This is a genomic window from Heyndrickxia sp. MSNUG (assembly GCF_049532715.1).
Classification (GTDB): Bacteria; Bacillota; Bacilli; order Bacillales; family Cytobacillaceae; genus Mesobacillus.
The window spans coordinates 2,804,671-2,822,251 of the sequence record NZ_CP150978.1 but is presented as its reverse complement, the minus strand read 5'-3'; the positions used below and the strand labels follow the sequence as shown (position 1 = coordinate 2,822,251).

Below are 17,581 nucleotides of genomic sequence, written 5' to 3'. Positions count from 1 at the left end.
TCAACTTTCGAGACAATAAAAAATTTCATCACGAAGGTTTGCGTTCACCTGCCATTTTTGTAATAAAAATAGTTTATTAGAATAAGATGACAAAAGGAATCATAACACTAAAACTTCCCCAGAAGGGGGTTCGCTAAAAATGGCAAATCATCAGTTGATCGACAGCGAGATTGCTGTAACTTTTTCAGAATTAAATTATATAATCCAGCTGGTTTACGCAACTGGAAATCCAGGAGAACGAAATTTAGCGTTGAATCAGTTATGCCAAAAAGTATCTTATTTACATTACCTTGTAGCCATTCTCCAAAATGAACGAAATAAAGCTCTATTGCAGCAGAGTAACCCCGAAGCTATTCACCCGTACCAGCAATTTCAGACAGATACAATACCTGTACAGGGGGGATTAAGGAGTAACGAAGTACAGACAGGCCATTCAGTAAGCGAAAGATATCCACTATCCCAGAACCATCCGGCAAACCAAATAACTCACATACCTCCGTCTAAATATCAGCCAGTATTCCCAACTACTCAATTACCACTAACACATACACAGCTAGCGTATCCTGCAAGTCAATTATCTTCCCAGCACCATCCAGTATACCTAGTAACTCAACCATCAAGAATCCAGCCACAGCCAGGAATTCCATTTACTCAACCAAGCAATCCTAATGGCCAAACGTTTACGAAAGAGCAACTTGCCCAATTCACCGGACTGAACGGGATGCCAGCTTATGTTGCGGTGAATGGTGTCGTATATGATGTCACGAATAATGCGGCCTGGTCTCTGGCGACTCACTTTGGACTGTCAGCGGGCAAGGACTGGACTGCAGAATTCGCAAGCTGCCATGCTGGACAGCAATGGATTTTAGCTCAGCTAAAACCGATTGGGAGGCTGGTGTCATGAGCGAACAAAACATTATTTTACCTCCTGAATCCGTGACCAATGAGGCGATTTCCAAGAGATTATTAGAAGCTGCACAAAATGGGCTTCAATCTGGCCAGTTAAAAAGGAAGAAGCTTGTTTGGCTAGAGCTGAACGGCTGCTCTGGAAATGTAATCTCGCTTTTGAATGGTTTTCAGCCGGATTTTGAATATGCGATTACACAGATGGTTGACTTAGTCTACAGTAACAGCATGATGGTGGCGGATGGCGAACAGGCCATTAACAGATTATTTGAAATGGCGGATGGGGAAGAAGATTTCATTCTCGGTGTGGAGGGTGCAGTTGCGCTGAAAAACGAGGGAATGTTTCATCTGGTTGGCACTCGAAACGGTAAGCCGCTCACAGGCTTGCAGGCAGCAAAGATGCTTGGGGAAAAGGCGAGTACTGTCATTGCCATTGGCGCATGTGCCGTTGATGGTGGACCATCTGCAGCAAGACCTAATTTATCCCAATCAGTAGGCCTGCAAGCAGTTCTCGGCAACAAGAAAATAATCAAGCTTCCAGGCTGTCCTGTTCATCCAGACTGGTTCCTCGGAACGCTTGCGCACCTGCTCCTTTATGGTCCGCCTGAACTTGACCAGCAAAGCAGGCCTAAGATGTTTTACAGTGATCTACTCCATGATCGCTGCCCGAGAAGACATTATTTTGATAAAGGAGTTTTTTCAGAAACGCTTGGAGAACCATATTGTTTATTCAAGCTCGGCTGCCGGGGCCCGGTGACCCGTGTTGATTGTCCGACAAGACAATGGAACGGTCATGTTAATTGGCCGATAGGGGCAAGCACCTGTATTGGCTGTGCGCAATCGGGTTTTCCAGATAGAATGGCACCATTCATTTCATACAACACAACAAGGGAGTAGGGAAAATGTCCGGAAGCAAAAGAATAGTCATAAATCCTGTTACAAGGCTAAGCGGGTTTCTTGAACTTGATGTTACAGTTGAAGAAAATGCCGTCACAAATGCCAAAACGAAAGGAGTAATGTTTCGCGGTTTTGAGCAGATGATGGTTGGCCGCAGTCCATTTGATGCGATTTATTTGACCCAAAGGATATGTGGAATCTGTTCAACTGCTCATTCGGTTGCCTCTTCGACGGCACTTGAGCAAGCTCTCGGCGTTGAGGTCACGGATCAAGGCAGATATATCCGTGACATCATTCATTGCTGTGAATTCCTACAGAATCATCTAAGGCATTTTTACCAATATTCACTGCCTGATTACGTAAAGATGCCTCCAAAATATCCACTGTTCACTTCGGAGAATACGGATTACAGGATCCCAAAGGAAATTAATGATTCACTGGCTGCGCATTACTTTGAATCCCTGAACTACAGCAGGCTTGCACATCAGATGCTGGCTGTATTTGGAGGTAAAGCGCCTCATAATCACGGGATATTCGTAGGAGGTTTTACAACTCCTGCCGATGCGGAAAAAATCATTCATATTAAGTCAGTCCTTGATAAGGTTAGTTATTTTATAGAATACAAAATGATTCCAGATACGTATACGGTTGCTAAATATTATCCGGAGTTGTTTAATCTTGGCGGCGGGCCTGGAAATTTCTTATCATTTGGTGCATTCAATGACTATAAAGAGCTAGGAACCTTATATACGGAGCCGTTAGTATATTTAAAAGGGAAAACAGAAGCTTTTGACTCAAAGTATATTGAAGAAAAAATACGCTATTCCTGGTATAAAGGGAATGAAACAACACGCCCATTTGAAGAAATGCAGGAACCTGATATGGATAAAGAAGATGCATACACTTTCGTTAAGGCTCCGCGTTACAAGGGTGTCCCTATGGAAGTGGGCCCCCTTTCAAGGCTCTGGCTGAGCGGCGAGTACCGTAACGGAATCTCTGCTATGGACAGAACGATTGCACGGTCATTGGAAGCCAAGAAAATTGCAGAAATTATGAAGATTCTTATTGATCAAATCATTCCCGGGACACATGTGCAAAAGAAATGGCAAGTACCCAATGTGGCTCAGGGAGCAGGACTGGTAGAAACGACGAGAGGCTCACTTGGACATTGGGTTAAAATCGAAAACAAGGTCATTTCCTTTTATCAAATTATCACTCCTTCTGCATGGGATTTCTCTGCAAGTGATGAGTCTTCTAAAGGAACAGCGGAACTAGCTTTAATGAATACACCGCTCCATGATCCGGAAAATCCCGTCGAGCTAGGACGAATTTTACGTACATTCGATCCATGTATGTCATGCGCGACACATGTATACAGACCCGGACATGAAATAAAATCGATCAAGGTGTTTTAGATGCTTATTATGGGGATTGGCAATGTGTTGATGCAGGACGATGGGATCGGAGTTTATCTTGCAGAAGACCTGATGGCGGAAAATAACGACAAACGAATCAAATTTGTTATCGGCGAAACAGATGTAGATTATTGCCTAGCCGAAGCTGAAGATGGCGAATTTTTAATTATTCTTGATGCAGTTCAAATGGGCAGCAAAAAAGGCAGTATTTATGAAATGCCCCTCACACAGCTTACCATGATGGAAAAGGGTATCGCTGCTCATAATTTTCATCTTTTTCATGCTTTAAGCTTAAAGAAGGGGTTATTGATTGGTGTAGAGCCATATGAAATCAATTTTCATTTTGGTCTAAGCGAAGATTTAAAGAGAAATTATTCTATTATTAAACAGAAGGTAAAAGAAAGGATTTTAATGGCAGCTTCACAAAAATTCGGGTAATAAAAAATGTGCCAGGTTAAGCAAATAGCTTTTCAGGCCTTTTTTTTATTATAATTAGAAAAACTGACATATAAGGAGTTTTTCTGTGGCGAAATTGTTTGCTAGTTTATATGACACTGTTATGGGACCACTTGAAAAAAGATGGATTGCACATATCAGAAAGAAAATAATATCAGGGCTGGAAGGAAAGACGCTAGAAATTGGGACTGGAACAGGAGCCAACTTTCCTTTTTATTCTCCTGAAAAAGTAGGGAGTTTAGATTCGGTCGAACCAAATCCTTACATGCTGGAACAAGCAAAACTGAAGGCGCGTGATATTGGAATCCCCGTTCATTTTCATCAAGGTGTGGCTGAATCTCTGCCATTTAAGGATGGGGAATTTGATACGGTGGTTGCAACGCTTGTATTATGTTCTGTGCAAGATCCTCATACAGTATTTAAAGAAATAAAAAGAGTATGTAAAAAGGGCGGCAGGATTGTTTTGTTTGAACATGTGAGAACAGAATCTGCTTCGCTTGCTGCGCTGCAGGATGTTCTGACTCCTGCTTGGAAAAAGCTTTGCGACGGCTGTCACTTGAACCGGGACACAGGCAGGTACATGAAGGATTCAGGCATCAAGGTAATAAAAGAGAAAAAATATTTGAAAGGCATTTTTGTTGAGTTCGAGGGTGTTAACCTGGAATAAAAACAGGCACACGAATTCAACCCCCCCATACAATATTTAAAATAGTTTGGGGAGGTACGACATGTATCCATATTATTACCATTACAGACAAAATGAAAAACTGATCAATGATCTTACAACGGCCATTAACGGTGAATATACTGCGACACAATGCTATGCCAGGCTTGCCCAAATGGCGCCAAATGCTGTGCAGCGTGATCGAATCAATGAAATTTTAAATGATGAGAAAAAACATCTTCAACAATTCTCGCAAATTTATACATCACTTACAGGCAGACAGCCACAGCTTCAAATGACAGAAGAATGCGCTGTAAATTACCTTGCAGGATTGGAAGCATCGCTAAATGATGAACAAAAGACTGTCGACTTTTATCATGAAATTGCAGATGGTGCAACAGATCAGGCAATTATGAGGGTTTTTCGGCGTGCTGCTTTTGATGAACAAAATCATGCGGTATGGTTCCTTTACTTTTTAGTAAAAGAAAAATAGAGTTATTTACTAAAAGGGCTGGATAAACTCCAGCTCTTTTTCTATTACTATATTATTCACTATTTATACATAATTAATATAAAAATAAAGGGATTACCTATACTAGAATAGGTATATAGAAAATACAGATACCTGATACTACATAAGGAGGAAATGAAATGAAAAACAGTTTAGCAATTATCATTGGATTCTTAATCTTTGGCTCACTCTTCGTTGGCTGGAAAATCAGCCAGGACCTAGCCCCAGTTGAAACCGCAGCAGTGCCCCAACAACAATCAATGACAGCGGGAACGGGTATTGAATTTAACCCGCCGAGCATGGAAGATGTTCCAGATGGTCCACTTGGAGAGAGTATTAAATATGGTCATCAATTAATGATGGAAACAAATAATGTAGCTGATGAGTATGTTGGTAATAATCTATCATGTGCAAGCTGCCACGCCAATGGCGGAATTGTTAAAGAAGAAGCGCCTATGGTGGGCCTTTCAGCAGTCTATCCTGAATACAGGCCTCGTGAAGGAGAAGTTTATACGCTTGAAGACAGGATTAACGGCTGCATGATTCGAAGCATGAACGGAAAGATGCTGCCAACTGACAGCAAGGAAATGCGTGCCATGATTGCATACCTGCAATATATGTCAGAAGGGGTACCTGCTGGATCCGAACTTCCTTGGAGAGCACCGAAAGAGCCTAAGAAATTTCCAGTACCTAGTGTTCAAGATGGAGAAAAGCTTTATGGACAATCCTGCGCGAGTTGCCATGCTGCAGATGGATCAGGAACAGGTCCAACTTCGGGCCCTGCAGTTTGGGGAGAAAAATCCTTTAATGATGGCGCAGGAATGTCAAGATTAACAAAGATGGCTGGTTATGTGCAAAAAAATATGCCTAAAGGTCAGGGTGGCACTTTGTCCGATCAAGATGCCATCAATGTAGCTGCGTATATTCTTTCTCATGATCGTCCTGAATTCAAAGGGCATGAGGGAGACTGGCCAAAAGGCGGAAGGCCGGCTGATATCATGAATAAGGAAAAACGTGAACAAATAAAGAATGGAACAATTGATTGGGAAGCAATAGTTTCTGCAAAATAAAAGCAGAATTACCTCTGCCAAAAAATGTAATGGAAGTTGGAACCCAGCACCTATATATGTGCTCAGGGCAGACTGTACACAAAGTCGATGGAAATCAGGCTTGTGTACAGTCTTTTCGTTTGTTTGTATGAGAATTAGGGATGTTGACTTCCGTTTGAAGCGCTAGCTTTCAGCTAGCGGCCAAGCTTTCAGAAAGTTGATGGTATTTGGACAGGAATTTAGGGAACCATAGCAAAGTTGTCAGAAAGCAAGCTTCATTCGGACAGGTTTCGTGGAAACAGGCACAAAGCTGTCAGAAAGAACGCTCCATTCGGACAGGTTTCGGGGAAAAAGCTACAAAGCTGTCAGAAAGCAGCTAACATTGGGACAGGATTTGAGGAAACAATCGCAAAGCTGTCAGAAAGCAACCGTCATTGGGACAGGATTTGAGGAAATAGTCGCAAACCTGTCAGAAAGCAAGGGTGATTGGGACAAGTTTTGGGGCAACAGCCACAATGCTGTCAGAAAGCACGCTCCATTCGGTCAAAAATTGAAGCAACCGCAGCAAAGTTGTCAAAAAGAAAGAATCGGTCTGACAGGATATAGGAAACATAGTTTGTCCGAATCCTCTTTTTTCAGAGCGAGTAACCAGCTTTATGTAGATAAAGGGTCAGCAAATAGCTGATCGACTTTATAGTTGATGTAATCTCAATGGAAATAACTCAAAATTGATTTCCCTTTGAAGAAGTGGAAGATTCCCTCATATTTTTGTAAAAACTAAACTTCATTTTCGAAACTGCTTTCTTTGCCGATAATCTTCTTCGGTACCTAATTCTCTATTAAGCAGCCACTCCATCTCCTCAAGTGCGTTTTTCGTGACAAAAGGATCGTTCATTGACCACTGGACTGTATAGACGAAATAGTAGTTTTTTACCCGCCTGAACATGACAAGAGAATCAGGGTACTCTTTGAACTGGGCTTTAATATTGTATCTTTTTGTGTATGACCATTGTGTTAATTCCATGTCACGTCTCCAAGTCTTTTTTAGAGAAATACCCCTGATTGCTAATGGGAAAACAGTAAATAAGGATAAGAAAGTGTTATTATGTGCTGAATGTGCTAAAATGGGTTTCGTTACAAGTTGTTAGCGACAAATATCTACATGATATCCATATGCTAGCAGTTTGATAGAGTGAAATTTTTTCTTGATACATAAGGAATTGGAGGGGGAATTAATTCTATGAATGATGCCCAGAGAATTCAGTTGAATGTCAGAGTGACTAAAGAAACATCAGATAAACTCGAAGAGATTGTTGAATATTATCAGGAAAATACGAAGATTGGCAGAATATATAAAGGTGATGTATTGACAGATATTATCGAAAAGTCATATGAGATCATGCAAAAGCAAAAAAACTTAAGAAGATAATTTTCAATAACTAAAATTAGTCAAATTTATGAACAAAATGGTTGCACTTAATGATAATAAGTCGTATTATTTAAATAATCTGATAAATCAACGATAAGGTGGTTGATGGTGATTATGATGCGGATGGCGATTGCTGGTGTGGCCGGTTTTGTTCTTGTTTTTATCGAGTCGTTCATCGTTATGGGAATAAAGCAATATGAGGCCATTGATTTCGGCGGGATTGCTCCTTTTGTCAGTGTCTGGACAATGAACTTTTTCCTTGTCTTTTCTATCCTCACTCATATCAAACTTTGGTATGAAGGGCGTGAAGCACAACGCGCAGAAGAAGCTGCCGAAAGGGACCGGTTCATGAATTAGAATATTTTAAGAAGGCACGCCATCTGGTGTGCCTTCTTTTTTAATGGTTTTTTTAAAATACGAGCGAAGGAAGCTGGTTTATAATGCCCTTTCTTCAACCATATCAAGATTTTAAATGATCCTGTTCGTCATAATCTTTTTCTGCTTCCTCAGCTGCTATCCGCAACTCCTGGAAAAATAGCTGATCGTTACAAACCATGCTGTGTTTTTGTTCAGCTTCGTCAGTGTGGTTCATTTTTTCTCTATGTTCCTTCTTCATTCTTTTTCCTCCTTCTTTAATTTATTTGGATTTAATCCTATTTCCCGTTTTAACAAATGGTCATGCATTTTTGTTAAAAGTATTAACGCAATTATAGAGCCGGCAAAGCTTAACACCATATCCCATTGTGTATCCCAAATGTCTCCCTGTGTCCCTAAAAAGTCCTTCGAAGCCCTGCCTCCTTTTGTCAGCATCGCAAAAATCCATTCTACGATTTCATAAAGAGAGGCAATTGCCAGAACAACTGAGATCACAATCCCATTCAGCCAGCGTCCATTATAGAGCAAGGTTTTTCTTAAAAGAATTTCGCGGATCACGATTGCTATCAGGCCTTTCATGAAATGGCCAAACCTGTCATAATGATTCCTTTTTAAATCCCATATATCTTTCAGCCAATCAAAAAGCGGTACATTTGAATAAATGTAATGTCCGCCAATGAACATAAGGATGGTAACAAATGCGATTATGGTGTAGGAAAGGGTTGTTAACCGGAACTTTTTATAAAGAATAAGAACAACGGCAATTGAAGCAACTGCTGGTGCAACTTCCAAAATCCAGGAGTAATAAGAAACTGGCTTGATGGCCGACCAGATAAAAATGATTATTACGATGAACAAAAGTACTAAGTGGAATCGTTTATTCTGCATAAAACTCAGCTCCCATTTGGCGAACTCTTGTTGTAAGTATTTTACTATTTGTTGATTTTCATTCTTTAATATGTCATTTGCAGTGCAATCATGAACGAGATCAGTTTGAGGCACACTAAATTCATTTCTTCCGGGAGGGAATTCATGACTGATTTGAAGTGCGTGTATACTTTTAATGAGGACGAGCAATTTTTAACAATCAATTTTTTGCAGGAGGGCGGAGAGGCTGATAACGGCCGATATTACTGGAGTGCTTTCGTATTTGACGAGAATTGGAGCGATCTCATCAATACGGCGGCTTCCATTTCAGATATGACGGCTGAAAGCGTTGAATATGCATATGAAACACTTGGGATAAGAGGAAGACTTGCTGTATTAGCTGGACTGAGATCAGCAGAGTCAATTACATTCATGATCGAAACTTCTCTGTTTCACCTGCAGGCTTTGCTTTTTGCCTCCACCATTATCGTGGTAGATGAAGTTGATTTCTTAGATAACTTTGGATTTGCTAAGGAGACTTTACAAAGCGGTAAATCATTCTATTTTTTAGCTTCAGAGGCAGCTGGTGACGAATCATGCCGCTTCTTATAATTTGATATTTTGAGAACCTTCCGGATTTTCTGGAGGGTTTTTTTGATGTTAATCTCAAAAAAAGTGGTTAAGGTTCTTATGGGATAGGGTAGTGAGGAATAGAGCGATTTTATAGAAGAAAGGAAGATGAGGCTTTGTCTGGCAAAATAAACGTAAGAATCAACGGGGCCGAAGTGACGGCTAAAGAAAATCAAACAATCCTTCAATACCTTTCAGACAGCTCGGTTGAAGTTCCAAGCGTTTGCTATCATCCCAGCCTGGGACCAATCGAGACATGTGATACGTGTATAGTAGAAGTGAATGGGGAACTGGTCAGATCATGTTCCACCAAGATGAATAATGGTGATGTCATTGATACAGTCGCGCCTGAAGTAAAGAAGGCACAAACAATGGCAATGGATAAAATTCTTTTTAATCACGAACTATACTGTACGGTCTGTGACTACAATAATGGGACATGTGAGGTACATAACACAGTCAAAGAAATGAAAATAAATCACCAGAGCATCCCATTCGATCACAAACCATATGAAAAAGATAATTCAAATCCTTTTTACCGGTATGACCCTGATCAATGTATATTGTGTGGAAGATGTGTAGAAGCGTGCCAGGACGTACAGGTTACTGAGACTCTAAGAATTGACTGGGATCGTGACCGTCCTCGTGTGATCTGGGATAACGATGTTCCAATCAATGAATCTTCTTGTGTGTCATGTGGCCATTGTTCAACGGTATGTCCATGTAATGCAATGATGGAGAAAGGAATGGAAGGAGAAGCAGGCTTCCTGACTGGAATCGCCAAAGAGACGCTCCGTCCGATGATTGAAATCACAAAGGGGGTAGAAACGGGTTACGGGTCCATCCTGGCTATTTCCGATATGGAGTCAGCAATGCGTGACTCAAGAATTAAGAAGACCAAAACAGTATGTACGTACTGCGGTGTAGGCTGCAGTTTTGATGTGTGGACGAAAGGCCGTGAGATCCTAAAAGTGGAACCTCAAATAGATGCGCCTGCCAATGGGATTTCAACCTGTGTAAAAGGGAAGTTCGGCTGGGATTTTGTTAATAGTGAAGAACGTCTTACGAAGCCGCTGATACGTGAAGGAGACAGCTTCAGAGAAGCGGAGTGGGAAGAAGCTCTTAGCTTGATCGCTGACAAATTCAATGCTATTAAGAGTGAATACGGTAAAGACTCACTTGGTTTTATCACATCTTCAAAATGTACAAATGAAGAATCATATTTAATGCAAAAGCTTGCTAGAGCTGTTATTGGCACGAACAATATCGACAATTGCTCAAGGTATTGCCAGACTCCGGCTACAGTTGGGCTGTTCAGGACTGTTGGCTATGGAGGAGATGCGGGTTCATTTAAGGATATTGCTATCTCTGATTTAGTTATTATCATTGGTTCCAATACATCTGAAGCTCATCCAGTCCTTGCGACTCGAGTGAAAAGGGCTCAAAAGCTGAATGGACAAAAAGTCATTGTTGCAGATCTGAGGAAGCATGAGATGGCTGATCGTGCTGACCTGTTTGTAAGACCGAAAGCAGGAACCGACTTAATCTGGCTTTCAGCTGTAACCAAGTATATCGTAGACCAGGGCTGGGCAGATGAGCAGTTTTTAAAGAGCAAAGTGAATGGTCTTTCAGAGTATGTTGAGAGCCTGGAAGGATTCACCTTGGAGTATGCAGAGAAAACCACTGGCCTTTCCAAAGAAACATTAATTGATATAGCAACCCATATTCATGAAGCGAAGAGTGTTTGTGCTTTATGGGCTATGGGTGTTACACAGCATCTTGGGGGCAGTGACACCAGTACAGCAATTTCCAACTTATTGTTGATAACAGGCAATTATGGCCGTCCTGGAACGGGAGCTTACCCTCTTCGCGGCCATAATAACGTACAGGGGGCTGGAGATTTTGGAAGCAGTCCTGATTCATTGCCAGGATATCAGAAGGTATTCGATGATACTGCACGTCAAAAATTTGAACAGGCATGGGGCGCCAAACTTCCGGCAGAACCGGGAATCAATAATCATGACATGATAGAGGGCATGCATAACGGTACATTAAAAGCTCTATATATCAAAGGCGAGGAAATGGGCCTTGTTGATTCAAATATCAACCATGTGCACGCAGCCTATGAAAAATTGGATTTCTTCGTAGTTCAGGATGTATTTTTTTCCAGAACAGCCCAATTTGCCGATGTAGTATTGCCTGCAAGTCCCAGCTTTGAAAAAGAAGGAACATTTACGAATACAGAACGAAGGATTCAGCGCTTATATCAGGTATTCGAGCCGATGGGCGAATCGAAGCCTGATTGGGAAATCCTGATGGAAGTTGCAAATCGTCTTGGCGCAGAGTGGACTTATCAGCACCCGGCTGAGATCATGGCGGAGGCTGCCAGCCTGATGCCGATTTACGCTGGTGTTTCTTATGAACGTCTGGAGGGTTACAACAGCCTTCAGTGGCCGGTAAATCCAGATGGTACCGACAGCCCTGTACTATATTTAGACGGTTTCCCATTCCCGGATGGTAAAGCAAGGCTTCACCCGGTAAAATGGTCGATCCCTGTGCAGTATGGTGCAGAATATGATATTCATGTGAACAATGGACGTTTATTGGAACATTTTCATGAAGGGAATTTGACGTATAAATCGAAAGGAATTACCTCAAAAACTCCTGAAACTTTCCTGGAAGTTTCTCCAGAGCTTGCTGAGGAGAGAGGATTGAAGGATGGCACACTCGTAAGGTTGACATCGCCATACGGCAACGTAAAGGTCAGATGTGTAGTTACAGACAGAGTGACAGGTAAAGAAGTCTATCTGCCAATGAATGACCAGGGGGATGCGGCGATCAATCTTCTTACAAGCAGCTTTGGTGACAAGGACACTGACACCCCGGCATACAAAGAGACAAAAGCGAAAATGGAAATACTGCAATATGAAGGTGTTAATCCTTTACCAAGGAATAATTTCAGATACGGTAATCCTCAGCCGCAAATCGGCGTCCAGGTGCAGAAGAAGTGGGCACGACCGGATTATATTTTCCCTGGTGATCTTGTGAAGAAGGGACGGACTCAGCATGGCTAAAGCAATAACTAAAATTCAGCATATCGAATTGTCAGAGGACCAAAAAAGAAAGATGGATCTCGAAGAAGTAGAGAGTGCCCTATTAGATAACAAGGATGCTATTTTACAATCACTGGATGTCATGAAACATATGCATGATCGTGGAGTTTTGGCATTGCTTAGCGGATTATTCAGCGAGGGTGACAAAGTTTTAAATGTATTGGTGAATGCTGCCGACAAACCAGAGGCTACAAATACGTTAAAGAATCTGTTGCTAATGGTCGGCGTTCTTGGAACCATCAATGTTAAGCAGCTCGAACCGCTGCTGCTGAAATTGAATTCTGGGATTGCAAGAGTGGCAGAATACAAGGATAACGATGATAAATTAGGCTATTTTGATATTGTCAGATCATTGAAGGATCCTGAGATCAACCGCGCTCTTACATTGCTTTTTGAATTCCTGAAAGGGATGGGGGAAGATACGAGCGGGCTAGAGAGGACGACCCAGCTTCCAGAAGACCAGGATTTGCACCAAAGCAAGGATGGGACGCTCGAGAGGTAATTGCAAGAGAATGAGCAGGCAGCAGGCTTACTAGCTTCGCTGCCTGTTTTTTATCTTAACGAAAAGACAGTGCAATGAAGGTTCCTAATGAGAATCTGCAAGTTTGAATGCTTCAGAATTTGGTTAAAAGTAAAAGACTGTTAGGAAAACTTTAATTAGAGGGGAATGGCTGTTATGAAACCAGTCGAAGTCAAAAGGGAAATTCTTCGTTTTGGAGATGGCCAGGCCGAAAGAATGGTAGACAGTGTCGTGACCGAATATACTGTCACGGTTAAGGTGAACGGGCAGGAATTTGTGACGATGGTTTGTACCCCCGACTACATCGAAGAAATGGTCATTGGCTATCTTGCTTCAGAGGGGATCATAAGAAAATTCACTGATATTGAAGATATATGGATCCAGGAAAAAGAGGGTTTCGTACATGTGAAAACCAATAGAGAAAATCCTTATTATAAAAACCTTCAGGGGAAGCGCTATTTAACTTCCTGCTGCGGAGCAAGCCGCTCAGGTTTTGTATTTGCCAACGATGCTCTTACGGCAAAAAAGCTTCATGGAGTTAAAACAGAAATCGAGGTTGAGGATTGTTTTAGACTGATGGAGGAGATGCAGGACTCTGCTGACTTGTTCCAAAATACAGGCGGAGTCCATAATGCTTCTTTATGCAATTTATTCGGGCCTGTGGTTTCAAGGATGGATATCGGCCGGCACAATGCCCTGGATAAAATTTATGGTCATTGCCTGAAGAATGATATCCCAATCAATGATAAAGTGATTGTTTTCAGCGGGAGGATTTCATCTGAAATTTTACTGAAAGTCGCAAAAATAGGATGTCCAATTGTTTTATCGAAGTCAGCACCAACTGAGCTCGCCCTTAAGCTTGCCGATAGTCTTGGCATCACGACAATCGGTTTCATCCGAAATCGATCATTAAACGTTTATACTCATCCTGAACGTATAGCGGATGCTAAGTATACACTTTCAAAAAGCCGGGTTAAGTAAACTCGGCTTTTTCTAGCAGGTAAGTGGAGCTTTCGTCACATTTTGTCATCATTCCGGATTTTACTTTAAGTATAATGTACGATGTACTTTGGAAAAATGGAGGTGAATACAGAGGAGTGATAGAATGGAAGAGCATGAACTTGAAGATATGTTTGATTGGGCTGGCTTATCGAATGTTTATGAAAGACACGGTTATAAAATGTGGCTCAGCGGGCTTGAGGAAAGTATAGATGCTGAACTTTTAGATAACCTTTCAAATGCTTATTCTTTTGAAAGTGCCGAAGCAATGTATTATGATGAATTTCTTTTTCATTTGAAAATTTTCAAAGGAATTTGTAAAAATAATGAATTGCCACCTCGGTATTGGTGAGGCCGTATACCACAATAGAAAATGATTGAAGCTAGAGGGGGGGAGCCATGGAACCGATTGCTGATCATCTGTGCAAGAATTTAGATGTCATCTTTGTGGGGTTTAACCCTAGTATCCGTTCATCCGAAACCGGCCATCATTATGCAAACCCTAATAACAGGTTTTGGAGGATTCTCTTTGAATCAGGGATTACACCAAGAAAGTATGTGACAACGGAAGATTATAAGCTGTTGGAGTTAGGCTACGGGATGACAAATATCGTGGCAAGACCAACTAAAGCTGCGGATGAAATAACTAAAGAAGAATATCTTCATGGCAAGCAGGAGCTAAAGCGGAAAATAGAAACGTACCATCCGAAAATCGTTTGTTTTGTCGGCAAGGGAGTATATCAGCAATATAGCGGCAAGAAAGAACTGCATTGGGGAAGGCAAGAAGAATCAGAAGTCTCTGGAACGATTGATTTTGTTGCTCCTTCTTCAAGCGGGCTTGTCAGAATGAAGATGGATGAAGTTGTGGGCATCTATAAAGAGATACCAGCTTTGCTTGGAAAATTGAAGTAATGAAAAGGCAATCCCGTTGTAAAAGGATTGCCTTTTAAATTTGCATCGAAAGTCTGATCATGTCCCGACATTGGATTCCGTTTTCGTAGAGGGGTTCGGGATAATGGCGAACGAAAAAGTCATGGTCAATCCCGATAATCCGAAATCCGGCTTTTTGATACAGCGCTAGCTGACTAATACTTGAATTGCCGGTCCCAATCTCCACAGTGTTAAAGCCCTTTTCTTTTGCAGCTTCAATCCCATGCTTGATCAGCTTGCTGCCAATTCCTTTCCCCTGCAAGTATTCTGATACGGCTATGTTCTTTATTTCAATTATAACTTTCGACTTTGGAAACAGAACGATTATCCCTACAACGGAATTGTCCAATTCTGCAACATAGCAGTAGCCGCCTTTTAAATAAGCTGAAACCATATCTTCAGATGGATCTGCCAGTAGAAGCAAATCCCAGGGTGGATGTACATCCTTTCTAAGCGGTGTAATGATCATATTATTCTTTCACCCTTTTCTGCATAATCCTGAAAACCATCGCAAATAAAAGGTAGCCGATGATGCCGCCTGCTGTATTCAGGATGATATCATCCACATCAAAGCTGCCTACCCGGGTCAGAAACTGCAGGACTTCCACTGAAGATGTCGCTAAAAAGACTGCACATGTTGTTTTCCAGATGCCATTAAACCTTTTAAAGAGCATAGGAAGAAAGAAGCCCATAGGAAGGAAAGCAAGCACATTGCCAAAAAGATTCGATATCCAGATATTCTGGTTGATATGGGAGGATGCTTTGATATAATTGCTGATCGTTTTGAAAGGAATAATATTGTATGGATGTGTTCCTGAAGTATTGATTTCGTAGGCAGCCTGCCTGTATGGGCTGAAAAATAACAGTACCGCTGCAATGATCACGTAAAGTCCAAACAGGGTATAAGCAAACGCAATCGTCCACTTTTTGTTTTTAAATTCTAATTGATTTAACATATACCCTCCATGTATGTACTTTTATAGTTAATTCTCATTTTACCAGACTTTAAACATACCAATTATATAAAATTCTTTTTATGAAGTTTATTGCCGGGAATTTGTATTTTAAGGTTGATTGAGAGGTAATTCGGTCATTTAGACCTCAAAGTTAAGGGAAGAGGTAATGACTGAAGAGAGGGAGTTCCATAAAGAAAGAATATAAAAAAACCTTACAGAAGAATTCCGTTAAGGTTTTGTTCATTGAGTTTATTCCTGCATAGCAGGGCCCCTGCCGTCCGTACAGTGGTTAAGTGTCCCGCAACAAGCGAATGTCCGGCAGAGGCACTTTTATTTTAACACAAAGCAGGGCGGAAAATACATTTTTAACGATTGAAGGGTACATGACTTTCATTTTTATTTAAAAAAGTGTTATGATAACAGTGATTTTAACATAAGGAGATGATTTTCATGGCTAAAAAAGGATACATAGAGATGCAAAATGGTGAGAAAATCGAATTTGAACTATACCCAAATGAGGCTCCTGGAACAGTTGCAAACTTTGAAAAGCTTGCCAACGAAGGCTTCTACAACGGTTTGACTTTCCACCGTGTTATTCCAGGTTTCGTCAGCCAAGGTGGCTGCCCTAACGGAACGGGAACAGGCGGTCCTGGCTACACAATTAAATGTGAAACGCAAGGCAACCCACATACACATGTACCAGGCTCGCTTTCTATGGCGCATGCAGGAAAAGATACAGGCGGCAGCCAGTTCTTTATAGTACATGAATCACAACCGCACTTAAATGGTGTTCACACTGTTTTTGGAAAGGTTACTTCTGGTCTGGAAGCTGCTAAGGCTATGCGCAATGGCGATGTAATGGAAAAGGTTGTTGTAACTGAAGAATAGGAAATGAAAGAAGAGCCCTTGTGGCTCTTTTTTTGTACTTTTCTACCCATTGTGTCGAACGTATGCTCTTGTTACAATGAAAGTGTACTGATGTGTATAAAATAGTTTTATTGGAAAGTCTAATATTGAATAAATTTGACTATACTATCTAATTTATATAAAATTATATCTGTTAGTCTAATTAATTTAATGTTAGGTGGAATGGCCATGCAGCCAGCTTCAATCTTTATAATGGATATATCTAAATCTTCTTCTGCTGAGCTGGGAGAGAAACTGAGCTCTTATTTATCTGATATTGAGGAATGGATTAATAAGTGGTTTCATGGTTATGGACATATTCAGGTTCGGCACCGTTCCGGCGATGAGCTTATATTCCTCGCGGAGGGTTATGCTACAGCCTTTGTAACCGCGTTCTTCATTAGTCGTCTATGGAAGTTTGAGAACAATAAGCCGTATTTTGGAATGGCTTTTGGCAGCATTGATAAAAGTATAGAGGAAATCGATATTGAAAAGTGGATTCATCCAGTAGTGAAACAAGCAAGGCTCGCAAATGATTTCCTGAAAAAGCAAAAGGAAAGAGAGACATTTCATTTTGACTTAGACGGAAACATACATGTGCATGAACTAGTAACGTTGCTAAATGGCATGCTAAAACTGCAGAATGCGCTAAGCAAGCAGCAAACGGATGTCCAGCGGCTGGTGTGTTCCCTGTACTTGGTATATGAAAAGCAAAATGTGATCGCAGAGCTGCTTGAAAGGTCTGCGCCTACTATATATAGTCACTATAAAAAGGGCCACAGCGAACTCGTGCTTGGCAGTTATCAAGAAGTTTCCCGCGTATTGGCTTCGCTTCAAACAAAGGAGTTTGGGGATGCGACGGCTTGTAATCCGGATTTGCTAGAAGGAAATATTAGAAAGCATGTAAAAGGTCTGTTGAACGATGTATTTAATCTATAGGCTTTATCTGCAGAAAGGG

General features: G+C 41.2%; 22 protein-coding genes. 17 read left to right on the top strand and 5 right to left on the bottom strand.

Annotated features, from left to right (window positions below; genetic code table 11):
* The first annotated feature begins 139 nt into the window (after positions 1-139).
* The 7 genes from AABM38_RS14120 (at position 140) to AABM38_RS14090 (ending at position 5,919) form a co-directional block, all read left to right on the top strand.
* Positions 140-904, top strand: a complete 765-nt coding sequence (locus tag AABM38_RS14120) for a cytochrome b5 domain-containing protein (protein WP_423407009.1) — start codon at positions 140-142, stop codon at positions 902-904.
* Positions 901-1,803, top strand: a complete 903-nt coding sequence (locus tag AABM38_RS14115) for a hydrogenase small subunit (RefSeq protein WP_423407008.1) — start codon at positions 901-903, stop codon at positions 1,801-1,803. Before AABM38_RS14120 ends, AABM38_RS14115 begins: the two co-directional genes overlap by 4 nt.
* A gap of 5 nt (positions 1,804-1,808) precedes the next feature.
* Positions 1,809-3,218, top strand: a complete 1,410-nt coding sequence (locus tag AABM38_RS14110; RefSeq protein ID WP_423407007.1) for a nickel-dependent hydrogenase large subunit — start codon at positions 1,809-1,811, stop codon at positions 3,216-3,218.
* On the top strand, positions 3,219-3,656 hold the full coding sequence (locus AABM38_RS14105; protein WP_423407006.1) for a hydrogenase maturation protease: 438 nt from the start codon (positions 3,219-3,221) through the stop codon (positions 3,654-3,656). It abuts the gene before it with no gap.
* A gap of 85 nt (positions 3,657-3,741) precedes the next feature.
* On the top strand, positions 3,742-4,341 hold the full coding sequence (locus AABM38_RS14100) for a class I SAM-dependent methyltransferase (RefSeq protein ID WP_423407005.1): 600 nt from the start codon (positions 3,742-3,744) through the stop codon (positions 4,339-4,341).
* 61 nt (positions 4,342-4,402) lie between these two features.
* Complete coding sequence (locus AABM38_RS14095; protein WP_423407004.1) at positions 4,403-4,831, top strand: ferritin-like domain-containing protein; 429 nt, start codon at positions 4,403-4,405, stop codon at positions 4,829-4,831.
* Positions 4,832-4,989: 158 nt separating this feature from the next.
* Positions 4,990-5,919 carry a c-type cytochrome gene (locus tag AABM38_RS14090; RefSeq protein ID WP_423407003.1) on the top strand — a complete coding sequence of 310 codons (930 nt, stop codon included), beginning with the start codon at positions 4,990-4,992 and terminating at the stop codon, positions 5,917-5,919.
* 763 nt (positions 5,920-6,682) lie between these two features.
* On the opposite strand, the gene AABM38_RS14085 is transcribed toward AABM38_RS14090, so the two are convergent.
* Complete coding sequence (locus AABM38_RS14085; RefSeq protein WP_423407002.1) at positions 6,683-6,922, bottom strand: hypothetical protein; 240 nt, start codon at positions 6,920-6,922, stop codon at positions 6,683-6,685.
* Between the two features lie 216 nt (positions 6,923-7,138).
* Between AABM38_RS14085 and AABM38_RS14080 the strand changes: the two genes are divergently transcribed.
* Positions 7,139-7,327 (top strand): hypothetical protein, encoded by a 189-nt coding sequence (locus AABM38_RS14080; protein ID WP_423407001.1) that lies wholly within the window; start codon positions 7,139-7,141, stop codon positions 7,325-7,327.
* A 105-nt stretch (positions 7,328-7,432) separates the two neighbouring features.
* Positions 7,433-7,684 carry a hypothetical protein gene (locus AABM38_RS14075; protein WP_423407000.1) on the top strand — a complete coding sequence of 84 codons (252 nt, stop codon included), beginning with the start codon at positions 7,433-7,435 and terminating at the stop codon, positions 7,682-7,684.
* A 103-nt stretch (positions 7,685-7,787) separates the two neighbouring features.
* Here the strand turns inward: AABM38_RS14075 and AABM38_RS14070 are convergent, their stop codons facing one another.
* Together AABM38_RS14070 and AABM38_RS14065 are read right to left on the bottom strand one after the other, a co-directional pair.
* Positions 7,788-7,943, bottom strand: coding sequence for a hypothetical protein (locus tag AABM38_RS14070; RefSeq protein WP_423406999.1), 156 nt, complete (start codon positions 7,941-7,943; stop codon positions 7,788-7,790).
* Positions 7,940-8,599 carry a DUF2238 domain-containing protein gene (locus AABM38_RS14065; RefSeq protein ID WP_423410740.1) on the bottom strand — a complete coding sequence of 220 codons (660 nt, stop codon included), beginning with the start codon at positions 8,597-8,599 and terminating at the stop codon, positions 7,940-7,942. Before AABM38_RS14065 ends, AABM38_RS14070 begins: the two co-directional genes overlap by 4 nt.
* A 135-nt stretch (positions 8,600-8,734) precedes the next feature.
* On the opposite strand from AABM38_RS14065, the gene AABM38_RS14060 reads away from it, so the two are divergent.
* The 6 genes from AABM38_RS14060 to AABM38_RS14035 all read left to right on the top strand — a co-directional run bounded on the left by AABM38_RS14060 (position 8,735) and on the right by AABM38_RS14035 (position 14,743).
* Positions 8,735-9,181: a hypothetical protein gene (locus AABM38_RS14060; protein ID WP_423406998.1), complete on the top strand. Its 447-nt coding sequence runs from the start codon at positions 8,735-8,737 to the stop codon at positions 9,179-9,181.
* Between the two features lie 134 nt (positions 9,182-9,315).
* Complete coding sequence (gene fdhF, locus AABM38_RS14055) at positions 9,316-12,273, top strand: formate dehydrogenase subunit alpha (RefSeq protein ID WP_423406997.1); 2,958 nt, start codon at positions 9,316-9,318, stop codon at positions 12,271-12,273.
* On the top strand, positions 12,266-12,814 hold the full coding sequence (locus AABM38_RS14050; protein WP_423406996.1) for a DUF1641 domain-containing protein: 549 nt from the start codon (positions 12,266-12,268) through the stop codon (positions 12,812-12,814). The genes fdhF and AABM38_RS14050 overlap by 8 nt, the downstream gene beginning before the upstream one ends.
* Before the next feature lie 174 nt (positions 12,815-12,988).
* A complete protein-coding gene (gene fdhD / locus AABM38_RS14045; protein ID WP_423406995.1) occupies positions 12,989-13,813 on the top strand; it encodes a formate dehydrogenase accessory sulfurtransferase FdhD in 825 nt (274 codons plus the stop codon).
* A gap of 124 nt (positions 13,814-13,937) precedes the next feature.
* Positions 13,938-14,183 (top strand): hypothetical protein, encoded by a 246-nt coding sequence (locus AABM38_RS14040; RefSeq protein WP_423406994.1) that lies wholly within the window; start codon positions 13,938-13,940, stop codon positions 14,181-14,183.
* Between the two features lie 47 nt (positions 14,184-14,230).
* Positions 14,231-14,743 (top strand): mismatch-specific DNA-glycosylase, encoded by a 513-nt coding sequence (locus tag AABM38_RS14035; RefSeq protein WP_423406993.1) that lies wholly within the window; start codon positions 14,231-14,233, stop codon positions 14,741-14,743.
* A 34-nt stretch (positions 14,744-14,777) separates the two neighbouring features.
* On the opposite strand, the gene AABM38_RS14030 is transcribed toward AABM38_RS14035, so the two are convergent.
* A complete protein-coding gene (locus AABM38_RS14030) occupies positions 14,778-15,230 on the bottom strand; it encodes a GNAT family N-acetyltransferase (RefSeq protein ID WP_423406992.1) in 453 nt (150 codons plus the stop codon).
* 1 nt (position 15,231) lies between these two features.
* Positions 15,232-15,717 carry a VanZ family protein gene (locus tag AABM38_RS14025; protein WP_423406991.1) on the bottom strand — a complete coding sequence of 162 codons (486 nt, stop codon included), beginning with the start codon at positions 15,715-15,717 and terminating at the stop codon, positions 15,232-15,234.
* A 450-nt stretch (positions 15,718-16,167) separates the two neighbouring features.
* Between AABM38_RS14025 and AABM38_RS14020 the strand changes: the two genes are divergently transcribed.
* The gene (locus tag AABM38_RS14020; RefSeq protein ID WP_207499482.1) at positions 16,168-16,605 is read left to right on the top strand and encodes a peptidylprolyl isomerase; all 438 of its coding nucleotides are present in this window, start codon (positions 16,168-16,170) and stop codon (positions 16,603-16,605) included.
* Between the two features lie 207 nt (positions 16,606-16,812).
* Positions 16,813-17,562, top strand: a complete 750-nt coding sequence (locus AABM38_RS14015) for a hypothetical protein (RefSeq protein ID WP_423406990.1) — start codon at positions 16,813-16,815, stop codon at positions 17,560-17,562.
* Positions 17,563-17,581 lie beyond the last annotated feature (19 nt).